The organism is Chryseobacterium pyrolae (genome assembly GCF_025153485.1).
GTDB lineage: Bacteria > Bacteroidota > Bacteroidia > Flavobacteriales > Weeksellaceae > Chryseobacterium > Chryseobacterium antibioticum.
This window is the reverse complement of the sequence record NZ_JANZQH010000002.1, coordinates 689,181-715,703: the sequence shown is the minus strand read 5'-3', so window position 1 is coordinate 715,703 and position 26,523 is coordinate 689,181. Positions and strand designations below refer to the sequence as shown.

General features: G+C 37.6%; 26 protein-coding genes. 15 read left to right on the top strand and 11 right to left on the bottom strand.

Annotated features, from left to right (window positions below; all coding sequences use genetic code 11):
* The first annotated feature begins 64 nt into the window (after positions 1–64).
* From NZD88_RS06650 to murI, 5 genes are all read left to right on the top strand, one after another.
* Positions 65–1,168, top strand: coding sequence for a PASTA domain-containing protein (locus NZD88_RS06650; RefSeq protein ID WP_259828344.1), 1,104 nt, complete (start codon positions 65–67; stop codon positions 1,166–1,168).
* 72 nt (positions 1,169–1,240) lie between these two features.
* A complete protein-coding gene (locus tag NZD88_RS06645; protein WP_259828342.1) occupies positions 1,241–2,314 on the top strand; it encodes an RluA family pseudouridine synthase in 1,074 nt (357 codons plus the stop codon).
* Positions 2,315–2,365: 51 nt separating this feature from the next.
* Entirely contained in the window at positions 2,366–3,316 is a 951-nt protein-coding gene (locus NZD88_RS06640; RefSeq protein ID WP_169235223.1) for a PorP/SprF family type IX secretion system membrane protein, read from the top strand.
* Positions 3,317–3,367: 51 nt separating this feature from the next.
* Positions 3,368–4,492: a radical SAM family heme chaperone HemW gene (hemW, locus tag NZD88_RS06635; RefSeq protein WP_259828341.1), complete on the top strand. Its 1,125-nt coding sequence runs from the start codon at positions 3,368–3,370 to the stop codon at positions 4,490–4,492.
* A 228-nt stretch (positions 4,493–4,720) separates the two neighbouring features.
* Positions 4,721–5,551 (top strand): glutamate racemase, encoded by an 831-nt coding sequence (gene murI / locus NZD88_RS06630; protein ID WP_048502928.1) that lies wholly within the window; start codon positions 4,721–4,723, stop codon positions 5,549–5,551.
* A gap of 56 nt (positions 5,552–5,607) precedes the next feature.
* On the opposite strand, the gene NZD88_RS06625 is transcribed toward murI, so the two are convergent.
* A complete protein-coding gene (locus NZD88_RS06625) occupies positions 5,608–6,207 on the bottom strand; it encodes a nitroreductase family protein (RefSeq protein ID WP_259828340.1) in 600 nt (199 codons plus the stop codon).
* An 85-nt stretch (positions 6,208–6,292) separates the two neighbouring features.
* On the opposite strand from NZD88_RS06625, the gene NZD88_RS06620 reads away from it, so the two are divergent.
* Entirely contained in the window at positions 6,293–6,643 is a 351-nt protein-coding gene (locus NZD88_RS06620) for a winged helix-turn-helix transcriptional regulator (protein WP_169235220.1), read from the top strand.
* Here the strand turns inward: NZD88_RS06620 and NZD88_RS06615 are convergent.
* From NZD88_RS06615 to NZD88_RS06600, 4 genes are all read right to left on the bottom strand, one after another.
* Entirely contained in the window at positions 6,640–7,212 is a 573-nt protein-coding gene (locus NZD88_RS06615; protein WP_169235219.1) for an RsmD family RNA methyltransferase, read from the bottom strand. The genes NZD88_RS06620 and NZD88_RS06615 overlap by 4 nt on opposite strands.
* Positions 7,213–7,296: 84 nt before the next feature.
* Entirely contained in the window at positions 7,297–8,013 is a 717-nt protein-coding gene (locus tag NZD88_RS06610; RefSeq protein WP_169235218.1) for a DUF3822 family protein, read from the bottom strand.
* 18 nt (positions 8,014–8,031) lie between these two features.
* Positions 8,032–8,556, bottom strand: coding sequence for a Smr/MutS family protein (locus NZD88_RS06605; protein WP_394354156.1), 525 nt, complete (start codon positions 8,554–8,556; stop codon positions 8,032–8,034).
* 2 nt (positions 8,557–8,558) lie between these two features.
* Entirely contained in the window at positions 8,559–9,056 is a 498-nt protein-coding gene (locus NZD88_RS06600; RefSeq protein WP_259828339.1) for a metallophosphoesterase family protein, read from the bottom strand.
* Between the two features lie 135 nt (positions 9,057–9,191).
* Here NZD88_RS06600 and NZD88_RS06595 point away from each other — a divergent pair, with 135 nt between their 5' ends.
* Complete coding sequence (locus tag NZD88_RS06595; protein ID WP_259828338.1) at positions 9,192–10,742, top strand: serine hydrolase; 1,551 nt, start codon at positions 9,192–9,194, stop codon at positions 10,740–10,742.
* A gap of 112 nt (positions 10,743–10,854) precedes the next feature.
* Here NZD88_RS06595 and NZD88_RS06590 read toward each other — a convergent pair whose 3' ends face one another.
* The gene (locus NZD88_RS06590) at positions 10,855–11,739 is read right to left on the bottom strand and encodes an archaemetzincin (RefSeq protein ID WP_259828337.1); all 885 of its coding nucleotides are present in this window, start codon (positions 11,737–11,739) and stop codon (positions 10,855–10,857) included.
* The gene (locus tag NZD88_RS06585; RefSeq protein ID WP_259828335.1) at positions 11,720–12,196 is read right to left on the bottom strand and encodes a SixA phosphatase family protein; all 477 of its coding nucleotides are present in this window, start codon (positions 12,194–12,196) and stop codon (positions 11,720–11,722) included. Before NZD88_RS06585 ends, NZD88_RS06590 begins: the two co-directional genes overlap by 20 nt.
* A 115-nt stretch (positions 12,197–12,311) precedes the next feature.
* On the opposite strand from NZD88_RS06585, the gene ruvX reads away from it, so the two are divergent.
* From ruvX to NZD88_RS06555, 6 genes are all read left to right on the top strand, one after another.
* Positions 12,312–12,728, top strand: coding sequence for a Holliday junction resolvase RuvX (gene ruvX, locus NZD88_RS06580; RefSeq protein ID WP_259828334.1), 417 nt, complete (start codon positions 12,312–12,314; stop codon positions 12,726–12,728).
* Complete coding sequence (gene def, locus NZD88_RS06575; protein ID WP_073331991.1) at positions 12,725–13,297, top strand: peptide deformylase; 573 nt, start codon at positions 12,725–12,727, stop codon at positions 13,295–13,297. Before ruvX ends, def begins: the two co-directional genes overlap by 4 nt.
* Before the next feature lie 79 nt (positions 13,298–13,376).
* Entirely contained in the window at positions 13,377–13,934 is a 558-nt protein-coding gene (locus NZD88_RS06570) for a DUF5606 family protein (protein WP_169235213.1), read from the top strand.
* Between the two features lie 143 nt (positions 13,935–14,077).
* Positions 14,078–14,845, top strand: coding sequence for a nucleoside triphosphate pyrophosphohydrolase (mazG, locus tag NZD88_RS06565; RefSeq protein WP_259828333.1), 768 nt, complete (start codon positions 14,078–14,080; stop codon positions 14,843–14,845).
* A gap of 1 nt (position 14,846) precedes the next feature.
* A complete protein-coding gene (locus NZD88_RS21295) occupies positions 14,847–15,929 on the top strand; it encodes an FUSC family protein (RefSeq protein WP_259828332.1) in 1,083 nt (360 codons plus the stop codon).
* A gap of 2 nt (positions 15,930–15,931) precedes the next feature.
* The gene (locus NZD88_RS06555; protein ID WP_259828331.1) at positions 15,932–16,816 is read left to right on the top strand and encodes a hypothetical protein; all 885 of its coding nucleotides are present in this window, start codon (positions 15,932–15,934) and stop codon (positions 16,814–16,816) included.
* Between the two features lie 29 nt (positions 16,817–16,845).
* On the opposite strand, the gene NZD88_RS06550 is transcribed toward NZD88_RS06555, so the two are convergent.
* On the bottom strand, positions 16,846–17,565 hold the full coding sequence (locus NZD88_RS06550; RefSeq protein ID WP_259828330.1) for a hypothetical protein: 720 nt from the start codon (positions 17,563–17,565) through the stop codon (positions 16,846–16,848).
* A gap of 291 nt (positions 17,566–17,856) precedes the next feature.
* Positions 17,857–21,570, bottom strand: a complete 3,714-nt coding sequence (locus NZD88_RS06545; protein WP_259828329.1) for a metallophosphoesterase — start codon at positions 21,568–21,570, stop codon at positions 17,857–17,859.
* A gap of 26 nt (positions 21,571–21,596) precedes the next feature.
* Between NZD88_RS06545 and NZD88_RS06540 the strand changes: the two genes are divergently transcribed.
* Entirely contained in the window at positions 21,597–22,778 is a 1,182-nt protein-coding gene (locus tag NZD88_RS06540; protein ID WP_259828328.1) for a Pycsar system effector family protein, read from the top strand.
* 17 nt (positions 22,779–22,795) lie between these two features.
* Positions 22,796–23,719, top strand: coding sequence for a bestrophin family protein (locus NZD88_RS06535; protein WP_259828327.1), 924 nt, complete (start codon positions 22,796–22,798; stop codon positions 23,717–23,719).
* A 94-nt stretch (positions 23,720–23,813) separates the two neighbouring features.
* Here NZD88_RS06535 and NZD88_RS06530 read toward each other — a convergent pair whose 3' ends face one another.
* Positions 23,814–26,117, bottom strand: coding sequence for a GAF domain-containing protein (locus NZD88_RS06530; protein ID WP_259828326.1), 2,304 nt, complete (start codon positions 26,115–26,117; stop codon positions 23,814–23,816).
* Positions 26,118–26,244: 127 nt separating this feature from the next.
* Positions 26,245–26,496 (bottom strand): hypothetical protein, encoded by a 252-nt coding sequence (locus tag NZD88_RS06525; RefSeq protein ID WP_259828325.1) that lies wholly within the window; start codon positions 26,494–26,496, stop codon positions 26,245–26,247.
* Between the last annotated feature and the right edge of the window lie 27 nt (positions 26,497–26,523).

Sequence of the window (26,523 nt, the reverse complement as noted above, 5' to 3'; positions counted from 1 at the left end):
TTAAATAAAAGTACATTTAAAATTATTAGCTATATTTGCCGTTATAATTAAAGTATTTTTAAGTATGCTTAAATCACTTTTCAATTGGAAAGTTTTACTGAATTTAGTAGTCGCCATCGGTGTTTTTGTGGGATTGGTGTGGCTTACTTTCCGCTGGTTGGAATATCATACCAATCACGGTCAGGAAATTCCTGTACCCAATGTCATCAATAAATCTGTTTATGATGCCGTAAAAATATTGGAGGATACTGGACTGGAGTATGAAGTAGACAGTGCTGAATATAATCCTGTATATAAGCCTTTTCAGGTTTTAAAGATGCATCCTATATCCAGTTCGCGTGTAAAACCAGGATCGCTGGTGAGAATTGTTGTTAATCCAAGAACCTGGGCGCCTATTACGATTCCTGATGTGATCAATAGATATTCAGGACTGGCTTTCCAGAGACTGGATCAGGTTGGTCTTAAGATCGGGGATACCATCTATGAACCAAGTATTCAGAAAGATGCTCTTTTAAGAGTGTTATATAAAGGTAATGCTGTTAATCCAGGATCACGTCTTCCGAGATTCTCTGTGATTGATGTTGTTTTGGGGTCAGGACCTATGAGGAATATTTCAATTCCTAGTGTGGTAGGGCTTTCCGTAAAAGAAGCCAAAGCTGTGATCTTAAAAAGTATGTTTGAGGTTGGATTGGTAGAGCATGAAGATGGAAGTAAAGATGAATCTGATATTATCTATTATCAGGATCCTGCTGCCGGAGATGTAAGAGACCAGGGAATGCAGATCGACCTTTGGGCGAGTAAGAGAACCCCTGCTGAGCTCAGAGCTAAAGTAGAACAACTGAACTCTATCTATCGTATGAAGGTAGACACATCACTGCCTCCGGTACATTATGATGAAGTTCCCAACTATTCGGAACCCAATTATGCCCCACCCGTAGCGGCACCTGTGCCTAAAAAGGAAATTCCAAAACCTGAACCTGCTAAAACAGAACCGGCCAAAACCAGTGCAGCCACTGGAACTAAGCCAGCCGGAACCGGGGCAGAAAAGCCTAAAACCACTGCGACAAGCAGCCAGGGTTCTGGAGGTAGCAGTAAGCCGGCATCAGCTGGAAATACGGCACAACCGCCAGCTCAAAAGCCAAAAGCTAAAAAAGTAGTAGTAGAATAATAACGGTTTATTATATAAAATATAGGCTTCAACTGCAAAATGTTGGGGCCTTTTGCGTAAAAAAATAAAATAATGGCAGAAGATAACGAGGATTTTTTAGATGAAGAATTATTAGATTCCGACAGTATGGAGAATATCGATATTGATGAGGAAAATAAAGGATTGTATGAGCATCTTAATATCAAAGTTGATAAAAAACAGGAGCCGTTGAGAATCGATAAATTCTTATTAATATACAGACAAAACTCTTCACGGAATAAAATTTCGCAGACCTGCAGAGCTGGAAACGTGATCGTAAACGGCACTCCGGTGAAGCAGAACTACCGTGTCAAGCCCGGGGACCAGGTTTCGGTGCTTCTTACCCATCCACCGAGAGAAAATGTGATTATTCCTCAGGATATTCCCGTTAATATCATCTACGAAGATGATGATTTGGTCGTGGTGGATAAAGAACCCGGAATGGTTGTACATCCCGGCCATGGAAACTGGGATAAAACCCTGGTGAATGCATTGGCTTTCCATTTTGAAAAGAACGGACAAAAATCTGATCTGGACAGAGTAGGTCTTGTGCACAGAATTGATAAAGATACTTCCGGACTTTTGGTGGTGGCAAAAAATGAATATGCATTAAGCTTTTTAGCAAAACAGTTTTTCAACAGAACGACAAAAAGATTGTATTGGGCTTTTGTCTGGGGAAATCCTCAGGAAGAGGAAGGCACAATTACAGGGCATATAGGAAGACATCCCAAGAATAGAATGCAGATGTCCGTTTATGAAGATGGAAGCCACGGGAAGCATGCCGTTACGCATTACAAGGTATTGGAGCGCTTCAGATATATGACGTGGGTGGAATGTAAACTTGAAACAGGAAGAACGCATCAAATCAGGGCGCATTTCAAACATATCGGCCATACTTTGTTTAATGACGAAAGATATGAAGGGCATACACCTCTTAGAGGAGTGAATCTACCTAAGTATAAGCAGTTTATAAAAAATGTTTTTGAAATTCTGCCAAGACATGCACTCCATGCCCATACTTTAGGGTTTATACACCCAACCACAAAAAAGGAATTGTATTTTGAGAGCCCAATGCCGAAAGATATGGCGGATGCCGTAAAAAAATGGAGAAATTATTTAGAAAACTAAAAATATATTGAGAATTTTTTTATATTTGTTGAATTGAAATCAAGATTTGTTATGAGAAAACTATATGCTATCGTATGTTTAGCTCTTTTGTCAAATGCATACAAAGCACAAGAATCACTACCATACTATCAGCAATATCTTTTGGATGGTGAATTCCTGTTCAACCCAGCTCAGTACGGTAAGACAGATTACGTACAGCTTAATGCTAATTACCACAAACAATTTGACAAGTTTAGCGATTCTCCAAATACGCAGTCTATAGGAATTAACGGGAACATCTTCGACAGAGTAGGAGCAGGGCTCTCTATTTTTAGAGACAGTAATGGACCTATTTCTGCAGGCGGTATTACAGCGGGAGCTTCATACTTTATTCCACTAAGCAGTGAAGGAGAAAGAAAAGACCAATTCTCTTTCGGTACTAGTGTTTCATTTTATAATATGAACTTTGACTATACTTCAGTGAATGTTGAAGATGGTTACGATCCATTATTGATCGGAAAAGAAGGGAATATTTTTATGGCTTATGCCAACTTTGGTGCAGCAGCTACTTACAGAAATATCTTTGCAGGGATCTCTGTGAACGATATTGCGTTAAGTAACGACAAGGCAATCGTGAACGGAATTGAGCCTTCACCAATTAAATTCTTCTTAAACTTAGGATATAACTGGCATTTTGCTGATAATATCTTTGTAACGCCATCAGCGTTGATCAACCTGAATACCAATTCAACAAGAATGATCGACTATAACTTAATGGCTACTTTCTTTAATGACATCAATTCATTCTCTGCCGGAGTAAGTTACAGAACGGTACAGAACAGATTTGACAGCCAGCAGCTACAGGTGGCACCAGTTGTTAAAGTTAGAATTAATAAATTAATGATCGGAGCTACTTATAACATCGGAATGTCTGATATCCAGACTTATGGTGGAAACAGCTTTATGCTGAGCTTAGGGTATAACTTTGATAACTTTATTAATCATAGAGGATATAGATATTAATCTGATTTAATTTAAATAAATTTGAGCTCTGAAATTTTCAGAGCTTTTTTTATGATATACATTCACATTCCCTTCTGCAAGCAAAAATGCAGCTACTGTAATTTTCACTTTTCTACATCTTTGAACTTTAAAGATGAAATGATCAGTGCTATGAAGACGGAAATCAGACTCCGGAAAAACGAATTAGACAATAAAAGTTTAAAATCACTGTATTTTGGAGGCGGAACCCCTTCCATTCTTTCAGCAGATGAGATCTCCTCAATGATTGATGAAGTGCTGAAGTATTTCAGTTTTGACCCCGATATTGAAGTTACTTTAGAAGCCAATCCCGATGATCTGGATAAAAATTTCCTGAAACAGCTCTCAAAATCTCCCGTTAACAGACTGTCTATTGGTACCCAGAGTTTCTTTAATGAAGATTTAAAGTTAATGAATCGGGCCCATAATGCTTCCGAAGCTGAAGGTTCCATCAAAAGAGCACAGGATTTTGGGTTTGAAAACTTAAGTATAGATTTGATTTATGGCTCGCCGACCTCCAATCTGGAGATCTGGAAAGAGAATTTAAACAAAACCATTGCCCTTGAAGTTCCTCATATCTCGTCTTATGCATTGACTGTTGAACCAAAAACTACGTTGGAGAGCTGGATATCGACAGGTAAAGTCGCCAGTCCCAAAGAAGAAGAACAGAATGAAGAGTTCTATTATCTCTCGGATTTCTTAAAAGACAACGGATTTGAGCATTACGAAGTCTCCAATTTTGCGAAACCCGGCTTTTATTCAAAGCATAATTCCGCTTATTGGAAGTATAAAGAGTATCTGGGAATAGGTCCTTCTGCACATTCATACAATGGTTTTGATGTCCGAAGCTGGAATGTTGCCAACAATCAGCAGTATATTAAGAAACTTTATACCGGAATTCTTGCCAAAGAAGAAGAAATCCTGTCGCAGAACGACCAGTTCAATGAAATGATTATGATCGGTCTGAGGACGATTTGGGGAGTAGATATGGGAAGCCTCAATGATAAATTCAGTGCTCAGGTTCATGAACATTTTCAAAACGAGATAAGATCAAAAATTGAAGAAGGCATTTTGGTGATTGAAAATAATCATCTTAAAATTCCTGAAAAGCATTGGTTCATGGCAGACGGAATTGCATCGGATCTATTTATTGTATAAGCATTAATTTAATAAAGATACTTCGACTACGCTCAGCATGATATATCTAATACTTTAAACTTTATTAAAATATCATGTTTAACAATGTATGTTGAACGAGGTTGAAACATAATAGTTTAATCATAATAATAGCTTAATTGTTATAAAATCATCCTGTAGAAATAAAGTCCGGAATCTGGAATACAGAATCTAAAAATCTTCGTATTTTTGTGTAAAATTTCAGCTCACTTGAAAACTAAAAAACAAGATTATTCACATCTTTCGCCAAGCCAGCCTATCGGTATTTTCGATAGTGGAGTGGGAGGACTTACTGTAGCCAAAGAGATCAAAAGACTTCTTCCACACGAAGATCTGATCTATTTCGGGGATACGAAACACCTTCCGTACGGGGAAAAGTCGAAAGATGCGATTATAGAATACTCTACCAAAATCACCAATTTTCTGCTTCAGCAGAACTGCAAAGCTATTGTTATTGCCTGTAATACGGCTACAGCGAATGCTTTGAATGAGGTCATGCAGTCTGTGAATGGAAAAGTTCCCGTTATAGACGTTATTAATCCGGTTGCTGAAAAAGTAGCTTACGAGATTCACAATAACGTTGGAGTGATTGCTACAAAAGCAACGGTGAATTCGGGATTGTATAAAAAGAGTATCAGAAAGCAGAATAAATGGATCAAAGTAGATGAACTTGCCACACCTTTGCTGGTTCCTGCCATTGAAGAAGGGTTTAAGAACCATCCGATTACGCATGCGATCATTTATAATTACTTAAGCAATAACAAGCTGAAAAATATTGAAACGTTGATTCTCGGTTGTACGCATTATCCACTGTTGATTGATGAAATCAAGCAATATTATGGAAACAGAGTCCGAGTGATTGACTCTCCCAATATTGTAGCCAATCATCTGAAGATCATTCTGGATAAGTACCATCTTTTGAATGACAATAATCCAAAACCCAACTATCACTTCTATCTTTCAGATCTGACGAAAAACTTCGAGAAGATCTCTAAAAAATTCTTTGGAAAGACCATCGATTTAGAATTGAAAGTATTATAATATAAAAGCTGTTTCTTTTGGAACAGCTTTTATTTTTAAAGGAAAATCCTGAAATATTAATGTTCTAAGATCACCATTTCACTTTTCAGCCTTCTTTTTGGAGTTACTTCCGGATGGTTGCTGTCATTGTCAGCTCTTTTTCCTATAGCAACGGCAAAAAGTGTTTCATAAGAATCATTTTTCAGAATTCCGTCATATTTATCCGTTTCAATACCTTCCATGGGAGTAGAGTCAATTCCCATCGCAGCACACGCAGAAAGAAGAACGCCCAGCGACAGATAAACCTGATGTCCCATCCATGAACGGACCGCAGCTTCACCATTCGGTTTTACCATGGTTCTGTAATAATTAACAGAGCCTTCCGGAAGGTTTTCTTCGATCTGCTTTTCAAATTCTTCCAGATTTTTCATCACCTGGAATACAATCACATGACTGCTCTCCAGTACTTTTTCCTTATTAAGATAAGACGCTTCCGCCAATTGTTCCCTGATTTCAGGATGATTAATAAAAATAAAATTCCATGGTTGGCTGTTGATGGAAGATGGACTTAAATTAAGGATCTCTTTCAGTTCGGCAATCTGTTCTGCACTGATTTTGCCTTGAGGATTATACTTTTTTACAGTATACCTGTTTTTCATTTGTTCTAAAAAGCTCATAAATCATTATACTATCATTTTTATAGTTACAAAAGTAATTTAAGTTTGTTACCTTTGCAATAACGGTAAAAAATGATAGTATAAAATGTATACAATAGATAACAAAGAATATCCGTGCTGTACCAGCGTAACGATGAAGTTTATAGGGGGAAAATGGAAGGCTGTGATTTTAGTTCATTTGACGAAAGGTGCCAAAAGATATAATGAATTAAGAAAACTAATTCCGACGATCACGGAAAGAACCTTAAGCCTTCAGCTTAAACAACTTGAGGACGACCATATCGTCAACAGGAAGGTCTATACGGAAAAACCTCCTTTAATGGTAGAATATACATTGACAGATTTCGGAAAAACACTGCTGCCTGTAATTGAAGCAATTACGAATTGGGGCATTGCGGCACCGGATCTTTCCGTAAAAAAAATAATCAGGAATTAAATTTCCTGATTATCTTCTTTATTCGCTTCGAAAAAACTGAAACTTACATTTCCGTATTTTCGGGTGTCTATTAAATTCGGGTGATCAAGTTTCATCCTGCTCTGATGTTCTATGATCATAAAACCGTTCTGTTTAAGGTATTTATTGTTCAGAACTAAAGACAGTAACTCATAATATTTCTTCTCTTCCATTTCGAAAGGAGCATCAGAAAATACAATCTCGAAACTTTTCTTATTTCTGAACTTTTTAAGCCAATCGAAAACATCACCTCTCTGAACACTGATCTGTTTTGACATATCCAGCTCTGAAGCGGTAGAATTGATGAAACTTGTATGTTTTGGGTTCAGTTCCACTGAAGTAACATCCTGGCATCCTCGGGAAGCAAATTCGAAAGTAATAGAGCCAATGCCTGCAAAAAGATCAAGCACTGAAATCGACTGCATATCATATTTATTTTCCAGGATGCTGAATAGCGCTTCCTTCGCAAAATCTGTAGTAGGTCTTACATCAAAATTTTTAGGAGCGGCTATTTTTTTGGCTTTCCACCTGCCTGAGATTATTCTGAACATATTTATTTAGTTGTTAGGTCGCAGATTACAGGCGGCAGGTAGTCGTATTGGGGAAATTACTCCCTGTTACCTGCTGCCTGAAATCTAGTTTAATATAAAATTCTTATTGGGAACATTGTCAAAGACAATCCTCATATTCTTAACGAATTTCTGAAGTTCAGAAATAAAAGTTTCATTTTCTGTTGTCTCGCCATAAGCATAAAAGTTGGTTTCATTGATTCCGAAACCTATTTTGCTCAGCGTAAACATGACGAAATAAAGAAAATCTACCTCAGAATTCACATCCAGATTGTTGTATAAAATGACTTTCTTGTTATCGATGGCAAAAAACTCACACTGGTTATGATACAGATTGATATGGATTTCCTTATTGTTCTTATTATTGATAGAGTTTAAAAACTTTTCTCCTGAAAAATTAAAATGAACGGGGATGGCCAGTTCTTTTATTTTTTTATAAAAGTTTTTAGGGAACGTATAATAAAACTGTACCCCGAATCTTTTGTTGACAGAAAGCATCAGTTCTTCTTTTTCTCTGTCCGCCGGAGCATTAAAAGCAATCAGTTCAAATCCTGCATCATGTTCTGAAAATCCTTCCGGCATCAGGGTAAAATGATTCAGTGCAGAGATTACATGAATCTCTTCAAACCTTTGCTTCAGCAGAATTTCATCAAGTTTATCCCCGATAAGATTCTCCGGTGTTTCTTCAGTAACGAAATAAGACTTTTCCTCCAGAATGCTTTTGTTTTTTGCAATCTGGTAGATTAATCCGTCTTTGGTAAAAAGTAAATTAAGTACGTTCATATTTCAATTGAGGCAAATTTAGTGAAATTCTATCATAACGGCACCTGATTGATGATGAAGTATTTCTTTATTGTAAAAATCGATATCTGACTGGCTTTCTAAAACATCCATAACCATTCTCTGCAGTGTTCCGTCGCCGATCCCATGAACGATCTCTAGCCTTTTCAAATTGTGTTTTCTGCAGAAGTCCAGAACTTCTATCAACTTTGCTTTTTGAATAAAAAGTCTTTCGAAACTGTCATAATCACTGGGGTTTTTAACCATATGATGAAAGTGCAGGTCCAGGACCATGTGATTTTTCTGGTGCTTTTTAGAAACTACTTTCTTCGGTTCTGCTTTTTTGACTACCCGGATGTTTTCATAAAGATTGACATCTTTCGGAACCAGCTTCTCTTTTGGATACTGATAGGTAAACCCATATTCATCTTTGAAAACAACAATATTGCCTTTCACAGAAGTAATCATCCCGCTTAAATCCTCATCTACCACAGAAACTTTGTCTCCGATTTTCATGTACTGTACTGTTTCTTTTATTGTTTTCAAAATTAGCTTTTCTGTCCCAGTTCAATGATTTCCAGATCTTTAATTTCTTCCCCTTCCACCACAAAGCGCATCATTGTTCTCATCTTATGCCATCCCTGCATACCACAGGCTCCCGGATTCAGATGCAGAAGTTGATTTTTTTGGTCATACATCGCTTTTAGAATATGAGAATGTCCTGAAATAAATAATTTGGGTACCTTTTCAGAAATTTCCTTGTTCGTGATGGGCGTATATTTTCCGGGATATCCACCAATATGGATCATTAAAACCTCTAAATCTTCACAGAAAAAACGGTTTACTTCCGGAAATTCGGCTCTGATCTTCGCGTTGTCTATATTTCCGTAAACTCCTTTTAAAGGTTTTATTTTTTCAAGTTCTTCAATAACTTCGATACTTCCAAAATCTCCGCAATGCCAGATTTCATCGGCCTGAGACGCATATTCTAAAATGCGGTCATCTATATAGGAATGGGAATCGGATAGAAGGAGAATTTTTGTCATGAAGATCTGAATGTTTTTGCAAAGTTAGGAAAGATTTATTTTTTATTAAGTTTTAGATACTTTTTAAATAAACAAAGTTGTACAACGGAAGCCTGCATCGCCTAATATTTATTAAATTTGAGAAAATTAAAAAAAATGAAGAAGAAATTCTCTCTTTTACTTTTTCTTGCAGCGGTAGGGCTCTTTAATGCTCAGGTTGAGGAAAAAAAATTGGATGAACTGATCCAGAATACTTTAAAAACTTTCGACGTTCCCGGAATGTCCGTAGGTATTATAAAAGATGGAAAAGTGATCTATTCTAAAGGTTTCGGACAGCGTTCTTTAGCAACAAAACAGCCAATGGATGACAGCACATTGGTAGGAATCGCTTCAAACTCGAAAGGCTTTACCTGTACTGCCTTAGCTATCTTGGCGGATGAAGGAAAACTGAACTGGGACGATAAAGTTTCAAAATATATTCCTGAATTTCAGATGTATGATCCGTATGTTTCTCAAAATGTAACCATCAAAGATCTTATCACGCACAGAGCCGGATTAGGATTAGGACAGGGCGACCTGATGTTTTTTCCTGAAGGCGGAGGTATGACGGTTAATGATATTGTTCACAATGTAAGATATCTGAAGCCTGAAAATCCTTTCAGAACGACCTTAGATTATAATAACGTTATGTTTATCGTAGCCGGAGAAGTGATCCACAGGATTTCCGGATTAAGCTGGGCTGAATTTATTGAGCAGAGGATTATGAAACCGGTTGGGATGATTTCAAGTTTTGGGAGTTACAATAGGGCTAAAGCGGTGTCTAATAAGATCGATGCCCACGCTCCTGTAGATGGGAAAGCTGTTGCTGTTCCACATGACTGGAATGAAACGGGAAATGCAGCAGGCGGAATTATGAGTAATATTAAAGATATGACCGTTTGGGCAGAGTTTCTTTTAAATAATTTCACGACAAAAGACGGTAAAAAACTGGTTTCAGATAGAAATGTACAGCAGTTATGGAGCCTGCAGATTCCTGATAGAGTGGCCATGAAAAATCCTTACGATACAAGTTTTTATGGCTATGGATTAGGATGGTTTCTAAGTGATGTTAAAGGGCATAAGCAAGTTCAGCATACCGGTGGATTAATTGGGACTGTGACGCAGTTTACCCTGATTCCGGATATGAAACTGGGAATAGTGGTGCTTACCAACCAGCAGTCCGGAGCAGCTTTCAATACGATTACAAACACGGTGAAAGATTCTTACCTGGGCGTGGCAGATAGAAACTGGCTGAAAACATATGGAGAAAGAATGTCAAAAGTAAATGCAGAATATGACAAGCAGAAAAAAGAAGCTTTTGCAAAATCTGAAGCCTTTAAAAAAGAAAAAAATACGCAGCTGAAAGCAGAGCAGTTTGTAGGAAAATACAACGATCAATGGTTTGGTGAAGTAGAAATTTCGCAACAGGGAAGCTCCTACAAAATTTCCTGTAAAAACTCTCCAAGACTGAAAGGGGAGCTGTTGCCATATTCCAACAATTCATTCATCATCAAATGGGACGACAGAAGTTATGATGCCGATGCCTACATTATTTTTAATTATGATGAGACAGGAAAAGCAGAATCTGCGAAACTGAAACCCATTTCAGATGTGACAGATTTCAGCTTTGATTTTGATGACCTGGATCTTAAAAAGCAGAAAAGCTAAATAAAGAAAATTAAAATATTCAACAGGAACGGGCTTTAGCCCGTTTTTTTATTAATCATTTTCAAATTGGCTTTAGCCAAAACCTATTTATGATGTTTTTTGGAGACGAAAATTATTTCAATAGATTAAGATCCTTCTCAGCACGGGAAAGCTCAGAATTAAAATGCTGTTTTTCAAAGAAATGTTTAAGATCAGCAAGTCGTTTTTTATGATCATACAGAATGCTTGAATTTAATTTCTGCTGGCAGAGTGAGCACGCCCTTGCAAAATGAAAATCAGTTTCGGTAAGTGTATTGGTTCCATTCATCACGCAGTTGGCGTTCAGGCAGTGGCTGAGTCCGAACATATGTCCGATTTCATGTGAACTTATTTTGATCAGCCTTTCAAGACTTTCATTAAAATTGGATTCAGATAGATCGCCGTTAGAAAATCTGTATAGGGAAGTGACACCCACAGCGTCTATATAAGAAGCCTGTCCGAAAACATAATTCCATTCTGGTCTCGGAAAAAGATCTTTTTCTGTGATTCCCATGACGGCCACGGCATCTTTAGGTTTTCTTTTGATCAGAATGCTGTCCAGCACATAGCCTGCCAGAATCTGTTCCTGGCCTTCTTTGAAAATTCTTCTCGCCGTTTTTGGGAAAACAGTATTGGGTAAAGCTGGGAGGATTTTTGTTTCCAGCTGGAAATATATGTTTAAATATTCTTTCGTAAGTTTTATTTCCTTCTTTTGGAGTTCACTGAATGCTCCGATTGGCTGAAGGTAAATCGTATTTTTCCCCGGTTCCGGCCTTATTTTATTCAGTTTCTGAAAATCTTCAAAAGTCTGGAATTGCTCATCCCGGGAATATCTCCAGTCACCAGGTGTTGCTTTTGGGAGCTGAACATCATTGAGAGCAATGGTTTCAATATAAGTCTTCTCCTTTTTATGACATGAAAAAAAGAGTAGGAGGGTCAGAAGATAAAAAAAGATAAAATTATATTTTCCCGGGCTCATAAAAGAACAGGAGTTTCTTTTTGGCACCGTCAAATTCAGACCATGAATTGCAGTCTATTTCAAAACCGGCTACACCGCAGGTCGGGAAGTGAAAAATATCTTCGGAAATGGAATTCGCAAAATTGGAAATTCCATTGTTATGAGAAAAAAGAGCTACAGAGCTCACGCTGTCATCCAGGTCGTAGATCACAGATTCAAAATTTCTTTCTGAGGGATTATAAAGCTGCTCTTCCGTAGAGACATTAAGCTGATAGGTTTGGTTGAAAATTTTGCATGTATTCAGCGCACGTACCGCCGGGCTTGAAACAAAATGATCAATGGAAATATCATTGCTTTTCATGAATCTGGACATGTTCATTGCATCTTTCAATCCTTTGTCTGCCAAAGGTCTGTCGAAATCCTCCGTTTCTTCCGGCCAGTCGCTTTTCGCATGTCTTACGAGGATGAGTTTCTTCATATTTTCGTTTTTTGGAAGATTAAAATTATAAAAAAAATAATGGAATAAAACATGATTTTTATAAAAAAACTGCGTTATGAATAAAATCATTAAATTTTACTAAATTTGCACACTTATGGGACAGATCCTTGCAATAGACTATGGAAAGGCACGCTGCGGTATCGCTGCAACAGATGATATGCAGATTATTGCAAGCGGCCTGGATACCGTTGAGACCCGGTTTTTGATGGAATTTCTGAAAAAATATTTCACCGACAACAAAGTGGATGATGTGGTAGTAGGCCTTCCTACAGATTTGAAAGGAAATGTTTCCGCAGTGGAGACGGATATTTTAAAATTCATTGAAGAATTTCAGAAAGAATTTTCCGGTATTCCGGTCCACCGCCTGGATGAGAGATTTACCTCTAAAATGGCTTCTTTTTTTATTTCCCAAAGTGGAAAAAGCAAAAAAAAGAGACAGGAAAAGGGGTTAATTGATAAAGTAAGTGCAACTATCATACTGCAGAATTTTTTAGAACAAAGAATAAGATGATTTTACCGATAAGAGCTTTTGGGGATCCTGTTTTGAGAAAAGTAGGGAAAGATATAGAAAAAGATTATCCCGGTTTACAGGAACTTATAGATAATATGTTCGAAACGATGTACAGTGCCAATGGCATTGGCCTAGCTGCACCGCAGATCGGGCTGGACTTGCGCCTGTTTGTAATCGACGTTACTCCTCTTGCAGAAGACGAAGATTATGAAGACATCAAAGACGAACTGGCTAACTTTAAGAAAGTTTTCATTAATGCTACGATTCTTGAAGAATCCGGCGAAGAATGGAAATTCAATGAAGGGTGTCTTTCTATTCCGGATGTAAGAGAAGATGTGAAAAGAAAGGGAACTATCGTTATTGAATATTATGACGAAAATTTTGTGAAACATACAGAAACTTTTTCCGATATTAGAGCCCGCGTAATTCAGCATGAATATGATCATATTGAAGGGGTGCTGTTTACAGACCATTTGAGTGTATTAAAGAAAAAATTAGTAAAAGGAAAACTGACGAAAATCTCCAATGGAGAGGTAAGCATCAGTTACAAAATGAGATTTCCAAAGTAATTTAAACAAGGATTAAAAAACAAAATAATAAACAGCAAAAAGCCTCGTGCCGATTGCAGAATTTACAAAAAATAAAATTATGCTGTTAGAAAAAATAATTTCAATTTCTGGAAAGCCAGGACTTTTCAAATTAGTTTCTCAATTAAGAAACGGTTTTATCATTGAAGATGTTACGACTAAGAAAAAAGTAAGCATCGGGAACTCCAGCCAGGTGAGTTTATTAGATAATATCGCCATGTTTACATTTGATAAAGAAGTTCCTTTATTCGAGGTTTTTGAAAATATTGCTAAAAATTACGATTATAAAGAAGCTATTTCTCACAAATCTTCTGATGATGATCTGAAAGTTTTTATGACGGCTTCTCTTCCTGATTATGATACAGAAAGAGTATATGCTTCAGATATCAAGAAACTGGCTCAGTGGTACAATATCCTTCAGAAAGCTGGATATGTTACTCCTGAAAGCTTCGTAAAAGCAGAATCTGAAACATTAGATGGAGCACAGGAAGAAGTTAGCATTGATAAAGATGCTCCTAAAAAAGCAGCTCCAAAAGCAGAAAAGCCTGCACAGCCAAAAGTAAAAGCTACTTCTGCAGCGAAAGCAGCTCCAAAAAGTACACATACTAAGAAAGGATAATTCATCCTGATTTGTAAATACAAATCCCTGTCAAGGTTTCCTGACAGGGATTTTTGTTTTTATTACTGTCTTTTTACCTTGAAACAAATGGGCTTAATTAAAGATTTACCCTAAATTTGCATCACTTGAATTTTCAAAGACCTATGAATACCAGACAAGAAAAATTAGAAGCTTTCGGAAGATTATTAGACATCATGGATGATCTGCGTGAAAAATGCCCCTGGGATCAGAAGCAGACCCTTCAATCGCTTCGCCATTTGACGCTTGAAGAAACGTATGAGCTTTCAGATGCTATTCTGCAGGAAGATTTACAGGAAATCAAAAAAGAGCTGGGCGATGTTTTGCTTCACCTGGTCTTTTATTCTAAAATAGGATCGGAAAAAGAAAGTTTCGATATTGCTGATGTCATCAATTCTTTAAATGAAAAACTGATCTTCCGTCATCCCCACATTTATGGCGATACAGAAGTGAAAGATGAAGAAGAAGTAAAACAGAACTGGGAAAAGCTGAAACTGAAAGAAGGAAATACATCTATTTTGGGTGGTGTTCCGAAAAGTCTTCCAAGTTTAGTAAAAGCCTACAGGATTCAGGATAAAGTAAAAGGAATCGGATTTGAATTCCACGATGCAGAAGACGCCTGGAAAAAAGTAGATGAAGAGATTCAGGAATTCCATGAAGAAACCGATTTAGATAAAAAAGAACTGGAACTGGGCGATGTATTTTTCTCGCTCATCAATTATGCAAGGATTTCAGGACTGAACCCGGACTCTGCACTGGAAAGAACCAATTTAAAATTTATCTCAAGATTCCAGAAAATGGAAAAACTGGCTGAAGAATCCAATATCAGTCTGGTGGATCTTTCTTTGGAAGAGATGGATGTCTTGTGGGAACAAGCAAAACTACTGTCATAAAGTGAAGGTAGAACGTCCCGTACACCATAGATTTCAGTATCTGCTGGAATTCAAAAAAACAGAAAGGAAATGGCACTTTCCGTTTCTTGCGGCACTCTGTATTGGAACTTGCCTGTTTATAGGGTATTTTTTAGGAAAACCTAATTACGGTAGCTTGTCGAGTTTGGGAGCTTTGACTATTTTGTATTTTACATCAGCGCCTATCACGCAGCGGATGGTTCATCTGGCGGTATGTGCATTCGGGATGGTTTTTTCTTTTACCATCAGCCTGTTTTTTAGCTTTAATGCTTATGCGGCAGGTTTGTCTTTGGGAATCGTTTCTTTTCTGGCTCATTTTATTACGTCGTATTTTAAAGTTCCCCCACCCGGAAATTTTTTCTTTATTATGCTGGCAGCAATGGCGAGCACGTATCAGTTTGACCTCGAAATGATTCCGGTAAGAGTAGGGCTTGTGGCTATGGGGGCGATTTTATCGTGTACATTGGCTTTTCTGTACTCTGTTTTTATAGAAAAAGGAGAGGTCTTATCTCTTCCAAGAAGGAGAAGTTTTAATAAAAGAAGATATACCAAATTTGTAGAAAGCAGCATTATCGGCTTCTTTATGATGCTGACGCTGATCGCAGGACATCTTCTGAAATTTGAAAATACCTACTGGATCTCCATTGCCACAATAGCCATTATACAGGGCCGGAATTTTGAACACGTCCGCCAAAGGAATATGCACAGAATCCTGGGAACCTTTATTGGAATAGGTTTTGCATGGCTGATCCTGCTGTTTGATCCTGCAAAAATAGAAATGATCATCATGATCACGGTTTTGCAGTTTATTATAGAACTTCTGATCGTAAGGAATTATGGTTTTGCAGTGATATTCATAACACCATTAACGATCCTTTTGACGGAAACCGGAAGCCTGATTCATCATGATGTAGAAAATCTGATGCATGCAAGACTTCTGGACACCATTATCGGAAGTTTAATAGGACTTGCCGCTGGTTTTTTTCTTTACCATCAGCAGATTATTAATAACTTAGAGAAAAATATACGGTACTCGTATTTTCAGTTTAAAAAATTAAAAAAATAGCTATGTTGCGTATTCTTACCTTATCCGCCTTTTTATTGTGGAGCTGTAATCCAAAAGCTCAGGATTCTCCTAAAACTGATGAATTGAAAGTAGAATTTCCATTGCCTAAAAAACTGAAAGAAGTTTCCGGGATCGTATTGTCTCAGGATAAAAATACCATTTGGGCTATAGAAGATCAGGGAAATAAAAATGTTGTGTATGGTTTGGATATGCAGGGGAAACTGGTAACTGATGTTCTGGTTGAAAATGCTGAAAATAATGATTGGGAGGATATCACAAAAGATGGACAGGGAAATATTTACATTGGTGATTTTGGGAATAACGACAATATGAGACAGAATCTGGCTATTTTAAAATTAGACTTAAAAGATGCTTCCCAAAAGACAACAAAAGCCATCCAGACAACAAAATTTCATTACGAAGGGCAAACAGAGTTTCCACCGAAAAAGTCCAACTGGCTGTATGACTGTGAAGCTTTCGTAGAGATGAATGGAAATTTCTACCTTTTCACCAAAAACAGAAGCAAAGGTTTTGACGGAACTTTCCTGGTATTCCAGGTTCCTAATAAAGAAGGTGATTTTGAAGCCAAATTAATCGGAAAATTAAAGCTTGACGGGAAGTACAGTGATGCGGCCATTACTTCAGCAGCAGTGAGCAGTACAAATGATAAAATCGTTTTGCTTACCCATAAAAATATTCATGTACTTTCAGGATTTACAGCGGATAATTTCAATACGTCCAAAATTGAAAAAATAACGTTAAATCATGACTCACAGAAAGAAGCGGTTGTTTTCCTAGATGATAAAACACTTTTGATTGCTGATGAAAAAGATAAAAGTACAGGAGGAAATGTATATAGATTTGAATTTAACCCTCAGGCTAAATAATAGCAAAAGGGTTAAACTCAAAAATATCTTTACGGAGTCAGATAAGAAATGTGAATATTTCCGGCTGACAATCTGAAACTTTGGGTATAAACACATCGAATCCTGAAGGTATCATCCTTGTTAAAATAGGTAATAGAAGACAGGTTATGGTTTACAGCCAGGGTACGTTCGCCGTGTCCTGTAGATGTAGACGCCAGTGTTTCTGTGGCCGGAGAAACCTTTTGAATGGATGACTTGGCTGTTCCTGCCGTATATCCATTACCGTTCAGGCTCAGATCATACGTAATGTAAGGGACAATGTTATAAAATCCGGGCTTCACGACTGTGAATAATCCTGTACCGGAATCATACTTCAGATATGTATTGTCTATTTTATTACTTACGTTATAGACATAGCTCTTTGCGTAGCTGTCATGCGTACTTACCGGGCTACTGCCGGTACCGGTATAGCTACCGGAACTAGGGTTAGTATCGGTTTTATTACCGACAAATACGACCTTTAAAAAATTCTGAGATTCAATAGTGCTCCAGGTTGGTGCAGCTCCTGCTCCGTTGGACATCAAAACTTCACCCCGGTTTCCCGAATTTCCTCTTGTTTTGGCATTACCGCCTACATTAAAGTCTTTGACGACCTGAAGGCTTCCGTTGACGTGTAGTGTACTTTGTGGTGTTGGGGTTTCTATACCCACTTGTGCATTTGCGTTTAAAGACATGACAAATAATGCCATGTGTAATAGCGTTTTCTTCATCCAATAGTTTGTTTTTGTTGAAATAATTTAAAACAAATATAGATTCTTTTTAAAACATCGAATTTTTAAAAGAAGTACAAACATATTGATCTATGGATGTGTATGTTTAAGGCTGAAGAAAATATGAATTGGTTTTCCTGATCGTATTTACTTTATCTGTAGTGATTTACAAATGAATAGAGCGGGTTTTTAAATTTCTATTTTATTGAGATTTAATGAGTACAGCTAATCTTTCTACACCGTTGAGTGTAGAATTTAAAGTCTACACGCGAAAACGGATCCATCTAAAATCTAAAAAGTCATTCCAACGCCTGCGGAGATCCTGCCTCCATCAGAGCCATAGAAGTAATTCAGTCTTGCGGAGAACATGTCTACAACGCTCAGCCAGAAGCCAGCTCCTATAGATTGGTGCCACTTTTTAGACTCTTCGTTGTCATTCCATACTCGGCCCAAGTCATAGCCTACCAGAACACCCATATTCGCTGGGATGATATTGTTTCTGACCCTTCCGAAATCCCAACGGATCTCAGAATTGTTGGTAAAATAAGATTTCCCTGAAAATCTGTCATTTCTGAAGGCTCTCATTCCGTTATTACCGCCAATACTTGCTGCCTGATAGAACTCAAAATTGTTGTTACTGATCCACATGGCATTACTGGAGTTCGCAAAAACGAAGTTTCCTCTTTTGTCCAGTCTGTGGTCTATAGTCAGTGTTCCGTTAAGAGTGAAGAAATTCTTTTCCGTATTGGAAAGATTCGTTCTCCAATCCGCGTTCATTAAGAGTTCCAGTCCTAAAGTAGGAAATGCTTTATTATCCAAATTTTTGAAACTGAAGGTATAGTTGGCTCCGGCAAACTGCTGACTTCTGAAAACTTCAGGTCTTACATCCGGCGACTGGTCTACAAAGCGGTCTCCTTTCTGCTGAACCTTATTGTCCTCAAACGTCAGCTGAACCTTATGTTCAAGGTTCATCCAGCTTTTTTTAGAGATCGATGGTGCGAAATTAAGCTTAGAGATCCTGGCTCTGTTGTATTCTCTTTCTGTATTTTCTTTGTCGTATATACTTTCATTGGACAGTCCGAAAAAGTTTTCGGAGAATTTCGGGGTCGTATACGCTGCATCAAGATTGAAATCCCATCCCCATATTGCTTTTTTGAAAATTCCTTTATAAGCAACGTTAAACCCACCGGTAGCCGTGTAAAAATTAGCCTTAAGACTGTGTTTTTGAGTATAAGGATCACGGATGAAATTATTGACTGTGTAATTAGCCAAAACGCCTAAGATCACACCGTCATCAGGATTGTAATCGGCGTTCGGATATCCTGCAAAGAAATTATATTTCGGATGCTTATAATTGTAGGTGTTGATATCGTAATCATCAGAAATATTTTTTGTGGCAGAACCGTTGTAGGTGTTTTTCTGAGATTTAAAATCATAAATTTTCACACTTTTCCCGTCCGCAATATTGTACACATCGTGGTTGTAGCCTCCAATAAGCCTGATGTTCATCTTTGGTCTTCCTTCTCCTGAAACATTATAAATGTCATCGTCTTCAAGACCGTAGATCCAAAGTTCTTTCGTTTTTGAATCGTCGTAGGTTTTTTCGAAAACCAATTCAGGATTTTCCTTGTTTTTGTCTAATTTATATTGTTTTACATTCACGGAATGTCCGTTTTTTGTAATAACAAATTGATCAGGATTCACCGTTCCTGCCAGAGAAACTTTTTCCTGCAGTACATCATAATACTGGGCAGCATAATCCTGCAGTTTTGTTTTTCTTATTTTTAATTTTCTCTGAATATCAGCGATGGTTTCATCTTTTACTTCTTGGGGAAGATTGTTGAATGCCTCATCAATATCAGCATCCGTAAGATGTTCCTGAATATATTTGGCCTGTGCATTCCATTCCTCCTGTGTGGCACCCTTTAAAAAGATAAGATCTAACGGATAGGGCTCCATATTGATCCATTTCACGTTTTTGATCTCTTCTTTGAACGTTTTCATGTGGCGGATAGCCGGAACATTCATAATAATCTTGAAAGCAGCGCCATCATATTTACTGAAAGCCTGATCTCTGTCTTTCGGGATAGGTTTGTAAATAACTTTGTCACCGTCCTGATATTCTGCCCATTTCCACTGATCCGAATGTCTGTCCCAGTCACCGATCAGCATATCAAAGATCCTTGCCCGGATATAGGATTCACGGTCTACAGAATATTTGTAATTTTTGGTGAAATTTTTCAGAACATCATCCGTAGAAACAATATCCTTAGCGTTATCAAGGGAAGCTAAAGTTTTAGGATCAGAAGAAAAACGCTCTTCGATCATATACATTTCGTTACCGTAATTTTCATTGTATTCTCCTAAAGCATATTGCTTGGGAATATAATATAATTTCGGATTGCTGTGGAAGATATTCAGTTTATCTGCCATATTTCCTACTGAAAATGGTGTAAACGGATGGTTGGTTGTATAAAAATCAAGCAGGAACTTTTCAGGAAACGTGTTGTTCAGCTCATTTCCAAAAGTGCTTTTTTTGAAAGCCATATTATTAAGGAAACGTACAGCACTCTTTTTCACGCCACGCATAACAAATTCCTGTCCGTCTGCTGCTTTCAGTCTTAAACTGTTGGACTGGTTTCCTCCTCCTTCTCTGAAAGGGGTAAATCCGCCATTCAATGAAGCCAGATCGGCTGTAGGCGTCTCAATAGGGATACCATAATATTTTCTGTAATGTTCTCCCCATAACCAGCGGTACACTTTTCCTTTTTTGGTAAGCTCTACAGGATAAACGCTGGATTGGACTGTACCCGGAAATGATTTTGGATAGTTGTTTACAAATACATCGGGTTTTGAAATCACCGAAATATGGGTGAGCTTTTTCAGGGTGCTATCTTTTGTAGAGAAATACTCCACGTCTGTGCTTTGGTCTTTTCTGATATTCAGAACGGCAAAACCACTGCCTCCGTAAGAAAAATCGGTCTTTTCAGCAATGGTGGAAGGATCTGTTTTGGAACCTGCACCGCTGATGATCTGCCTGATGTTTCTGTCTTCATGATACTGCAGATTGTGATCATGTCCGGACACAAAAATAATATTTTCTTTATCCTGAACAATGCTCTTCAGCCTGTTGGCCAGATCTGCATAATGCTGATTATTGATGTCTTCAAGACTTGCTCCGGAAGAAGTTCTCAGTACATTGATCACACTGGCTACTACCGGAACCGGAATTTTGCTTTTCAACGGATAAAGATGTGATTTCGCAGAGTTGAACCCTGCATGTGTTCCGCTGCTGATCACAGGATGATGCATGGCAACAATGATTCTTTTATCCTGGTTTTTAGTCACAAGATCTTTAAACTCTGTGAAGAAATCTTCGCGGGTTTTGATCGTACAGTTTTTGTTGACACCCGGATATTGATCCCAGTTGACCAATGCCCATTCGGTATCTATAACGATAAGTTTAATGTCTTTGGAGAGATTGATATCATCGATGCCACATGAATTTTTAGGAAGGAAAGCTTTTTTGTCGTTGAAATAAGCCTTTACAAGATCTTCCTGGGCTTTTAATCCTTCCAGACCATTATTCCAGTCATGATTTCCCGGAATGACCAATGTTTTTCCTTTGAAATTTTTGGTGATGGAAAACTGGTTTTCCAGTTTCTGCTTCGCTAATGCATAATCTTTATCTGATTCTTTTGGAAGCCCGTTGGGATAAATATTATCGCCAAGGAAGATCAGCATAGAGTTGCTGTCCGCAGAATCCAATTTGTTTTTGAGTAAATTTAAGGTATTCTGTGCCTGAGGTTCATCCGAATTTCCGGCATCTCCTATCAGGAAAACTTTAAAATCAGTATCAGATTTTATATCAGAATTTTCAACTTCAAATAAGTTTTTACCCTTTTTTACGTTATATGTTGCGCAGGAATATAGAACTCCTGCAGACAATACTGCTCGAAAGGCAATAGAAGTATTTTTTAAATGAGTTTTAAAGGATAAATTCATAAATTTACATTAACAAAAAATCAGGAATGAGCATTTTACACAAAGCTAAAGATTATGTCGAAATCTTATTCAAAGATAAGTTATCTTCTGTATACTTTTATCATAATTTTATTCACACGACCTATACTGTAAATAAGGCCGAGGAGATCATGCGAAGTACACCCGTGTCCAAAGAAGATCAGGAAAAGGTTCTGCTTGCGCTGTGGTTCCATGATACGGGCTATATAGAGTGTGCCCAGAACCATGAAGAAAAAGGGGTGAGCATTCTTGTCAATTTTCTGAAGCAGGAAAATTATCCTGAAAGTTATATCGAAGATGTTTCCCGATTAATTCTGGCGACAAAGATCACCTACGAACCGCAGAATCTTCTGGAGAAGATCGTGAAAGATGCAGACTGCAGCCATTTTGCGAGCCATGATTATAACGATATTTCAGATGCACTGAGAAAAGAGTGGGAGCTTACCAACGTAAGATGCTTCTCTAATGAAGAATGGAATGCCGGAAACCTTGATATGCTGAAAAATAAGCATCATTATTATACAGACTATGCCAGGGAAAACTGGGAGCCTCTGAAAAAGAAAAATATCAAGAAAATAGAAAAGAAACTGGAAAAAGAGGAGGATAAAAAAGAAGAAAAAAAGGAAAGTCTAGAGAGTAAAAAAGAACCTAAAGAGGCAAAATCTGACCGTAGCGTTGATACCCTGTTCAGAGTCACTCTTAATAATCATACAAGATTGAGTGATATTGCAGACAGCAAGGCGAATATTCTCCTTTCGGTCAATGCAATCATTATTTCAGTTTGTCTTTCTGTACTGGTTCCAAAACTGGATACGCCTAAGAATGCTCACCTGATTATTCCAAGCTTTGTATTGTTGCTTTCAAGTGTTTTGACCATTATATTTGCGATCTTATCTACTAAGCCGAATGTCACAAAGACTAATTTTACCGCTCAGGATATCGCAGACAGAAAAGTGAATCTTCTGTTTTTTGGAAATTTTCACCAGATGATGTTCAATGATTTTAACGATGCGATGAAAGATCTCATCAAGGACAGGGATTATATCTACGATTCTATGGTGAAAGATCTTTACTTCCTTGGAAAAGTTCTGGATAGAAAATACAAGCTTTTATCGATAACATATAAGATTTTTATGGCAGGAATTATTATTTCCGTACTTTCTTTTGCCTATGCTTTTCTTTCCCTTTAATTAAAAAATAAATACAGATGATTATCAGACAGCGGACCAATTGGCTGAAAATGTTGTTTATATGGAGAGGTTCCGTGTTGAAGAAAATTGTTGTCCAGCTAAGTGTTATTTTATTATTTTCACTGTCTATCTATTTTTTTAAAGGAAAGATCTTCGATTATAAAGTACATCTTAATCCTACCATTTTTACTTTGCTCGGTCTCGCACTGGCTATTTTCATGGGATTCTGTAATTCTGCAAGTTATGACCGTTTTTGGGAAGGGCGTAAACTCTGGGGATCATTGGTCATTGAAACCAGGTCTTTTACGAGACAGATCCTTTCACTGGTGAATGATCCTTCACAGGGAGCAAAAGAAGAAAAAGAAAAAATTATAAAATTGATATCTGCATTCTGCTGGTCCCTGAATAACCAGTTGAGGGATAAATCCGGGACGGAACATTTAACAAGGCTTCTTTCTCCGGAGCAGGCGGAACAACTGAAGGGTAAAAAATTTATTCCAAGCATTATTCTGGGCTTTATTGCAGACTGGCTGAATGAACAACAGCGGAAAGGAAATATTGACACGATTGTGATGACCTCTATGGACCATCAGCTGAATCAGTTTTCTAATATTTCAGGAGGGTGTGAGAGGATTTATAATACACCACTGCCTTTTGCCTATAGCGTTTTGCTTCACCGTACGGTGTATCTGTACTGTTTCTGGCTGCCTTTTGGGTTGGTGGACAGTCTGGGCTGGATGATGCCTTTGATCGTTCTTTTGATCAGCTATACATTCATTGCCCTGGATGCCATTATCCAGGAGATTGGAGAACCGTTTGGGGAAGAGGAGAATGATCTTGCCCTGAACAGTATATGCAGAACCATTGAATATTCCATTTTCGAGCAGGCGGGCATACCACAGGGTGAGCTTAAAAAGCCAGATTCTTATTTTATAGATTAAGCTGAGCTGTTTGTTTGAAGATGGAAGATATTAAATTCAGGAAAACAATTAAACTCAGTTTCATGAATGTTTTAAACTTCCACGGATAACTTCTTTAGCTAGCCAAAGAAATCCTCAACGCCAGCAATCCTGTGATTCCCTGCAGATCTTCAACTTTTAGAAACTCCACATCATTCTGAAGAATTCCTTTTTTCTGAAGCTTACTGATGTATTCCAGATATTCTTTCTGATTCTCCATACCGAAGTAAACAATGGTGATTTTTCCGGGACAGGTTATTCTTTCCGAAGAGTCTTTAACGTGGGCTTTGTCCAGACGTTTTTTTATGATTTCGTAATAAGAATTGTAAGCGCCATCTACATCAAAGCGTTTTTCATCCATTCTGAAGCGGATGTCTATTTTTTCATTATAAACAAAGATGAGCGACGCAATATCTAATTGGATGGGAAGATCTCTTTTAAAATTTTGAAATTCACGTTCCATATTGCACATGGTTTTCAGTTGCCAGTACCTTAATTTGTGTACTTCTTTTGAAGTATAATTAAGATCCGGTGCAATATGGTGCCCGATGTACAGGTTATGCTCTACACCATCAGATTTAAATCTTTCATAATAATGCGGAAAGATCTGTTGGGCTTTTACCTGGCCTTCATCCAGCATGTCTGCCAGCTTTCTGTTAACCAATGTAATAGAATCATCCAGGCTTTTTCGGTTGGCGTAAAATAAATTGGTTTGCGTAAAGACCTGTACAAAATAATCTTTGATCTTAGTCTTTATTTCCCTGTCGGTTTTCAGTTCCAGTTTTCCCTGCAGATAAGGATGGGCCTCTTCCCTAAGGAATCTTTGGAGGCGCTGCTCGGTATCGGCTTTGATCTCGTTGTTCAGTTCATTTTCAAAAACATCCAGAGCCATAAGATATTTCTCTGACTCAGAATTGATCATTGCGAAAATCTCCTGAAGGCTTTCAATCTGTTGGTTGAGGTCCTCCAGCATCAGGTTAAAACGCTTTTCTGAAGAAGATCGGATATCAGAGAACCCAAACAGTGGAGTCAGGTTTTTAAATGAGATCTGCTTCAGTGTATACATTTTTTTTCCCAGTGAAGCATTGAAATATTTTTCGGCCTCATTTCTGAATTTCCACACCACACTATTGTGGATGGAGGTGTATTCACGCTGGATAATAGCTTCTATCTGATAGTTTTTTTCATAACTGAACCTGTTCAGAGAAAAGAGGATCATATCGGTGAAAAACTCCATTTTTTTCAGCTTTAATCCGTTGAAACTGTTGGCCTGTGGAGATGTAAACTCCATGATAGCCAGAAGATTATTGTCTTTCATGATGGGAATCACCATGAAGCTGTTGATATTGTTATCCCTAAGAATATTAAAAGAAGGGAGTTCTTTGATGTTGTCATCCAGATTGTCGACATTCGAGATGACAATCGGTTTGGAATTGTGATTTAAATTGGTAAAAGTACTTTTTCGGGTTTCTTCATCAAATGCATTGATCCAGAAATCTAAAACATGATGGGTGAAAACATTTTCGTAGATCGGAAGTCTGCCTAGTTTCTGATCTTTTTGATCAAACAACATTAATCCGAAATTAAGCTCCGGGACATCAAAATAGGACTTGAAAATTTCCACAAGATTTTCATCCGGGCTCAAATCCTCCGGATCAATTTCTATCATGCTCGATTTAAGGTCAGACAGGGCTACTTCTGAAGTGCAGTCTACCAGGGAAATGATTGTAAACCCTTTTAGTACCCATGATTTTGAAGGGAAAAACTTTTTCCAAAGTTTAAAATCGTCCAGGTTTTCCAGTAGCATATCCAGCACATCATCTGTTGGAATTTTTGCCTCTTCAGTAGGATAAACCTCTGTAAAATCTGAATTGACCGTAATTTTATAATGTTTCATGATTCCCAGCCTGTTTGGGATATCATAATAAAGAGGCATGGTACTCTTAATATCTCTTTTGAAATAACTCTGAAGGATAAGACAGCAGCAGAATACGTAAAATTCATCGTCCCCGATATTCCTCAGCTCTATTTCAAAATCTTTTCCGGCATCTTTAAGTATACCCTTAAATCTTTCGGTATAGTTGAAAGTGGTTTTGGAAAGCGGAATACTGGCCGCTTTGATTTCGTTGTGTGTAAGACCGGTAGGGAAGAGGTCTGCAAGAATTTGCCTGATGAGGTCTTCATGTTTTTCAAGAAGGGCTTCATCCAGGAATCCGTCTCTTAACTCAGGAAATTTTTTTGTTCTTTCAATTAAAGATTCAGCATAATTAACCCGATACTCCAAACGGTCGTTATAGCGGATATGTTCCAGTACATCCAAATACTTTTTGAATGATATAAGAACCTGAAAGGGAGCGTCTTTTTTATAAAGATTGGCCAAGAGCTGAAATTTAAAGTAAAGTTATGAAAAAAAGGGCACTTCCGAATGTTGTGTCTATTGGTGAAAACTATCTTTTGGGATAGCTTTACTTCTTTTTCTTAAACAAAATCCGGAAATAGATAAAACATTATCTGTTACTGCTTTTCTTTTTAAAAAAATCTGCAGTTTTATGAAAAAGATTGGGATAAAATTCTGATGTTCCGATCTTTAATTCTTTGGTTACCGGAAACAGAAATTTCATTAGCGGAACACTAAATATTGAGGCGATAACTGCGACCAGCATATTGTAATTGGCTGTATCTGTTTTGCCTTTGTTTATATAAAAAACCATGGCAGAAATGGATACCGCAGTCAATAAGGTTATAATGAATTTTTTCATGTGATCAAGGTTATTCAAATTTAGCTG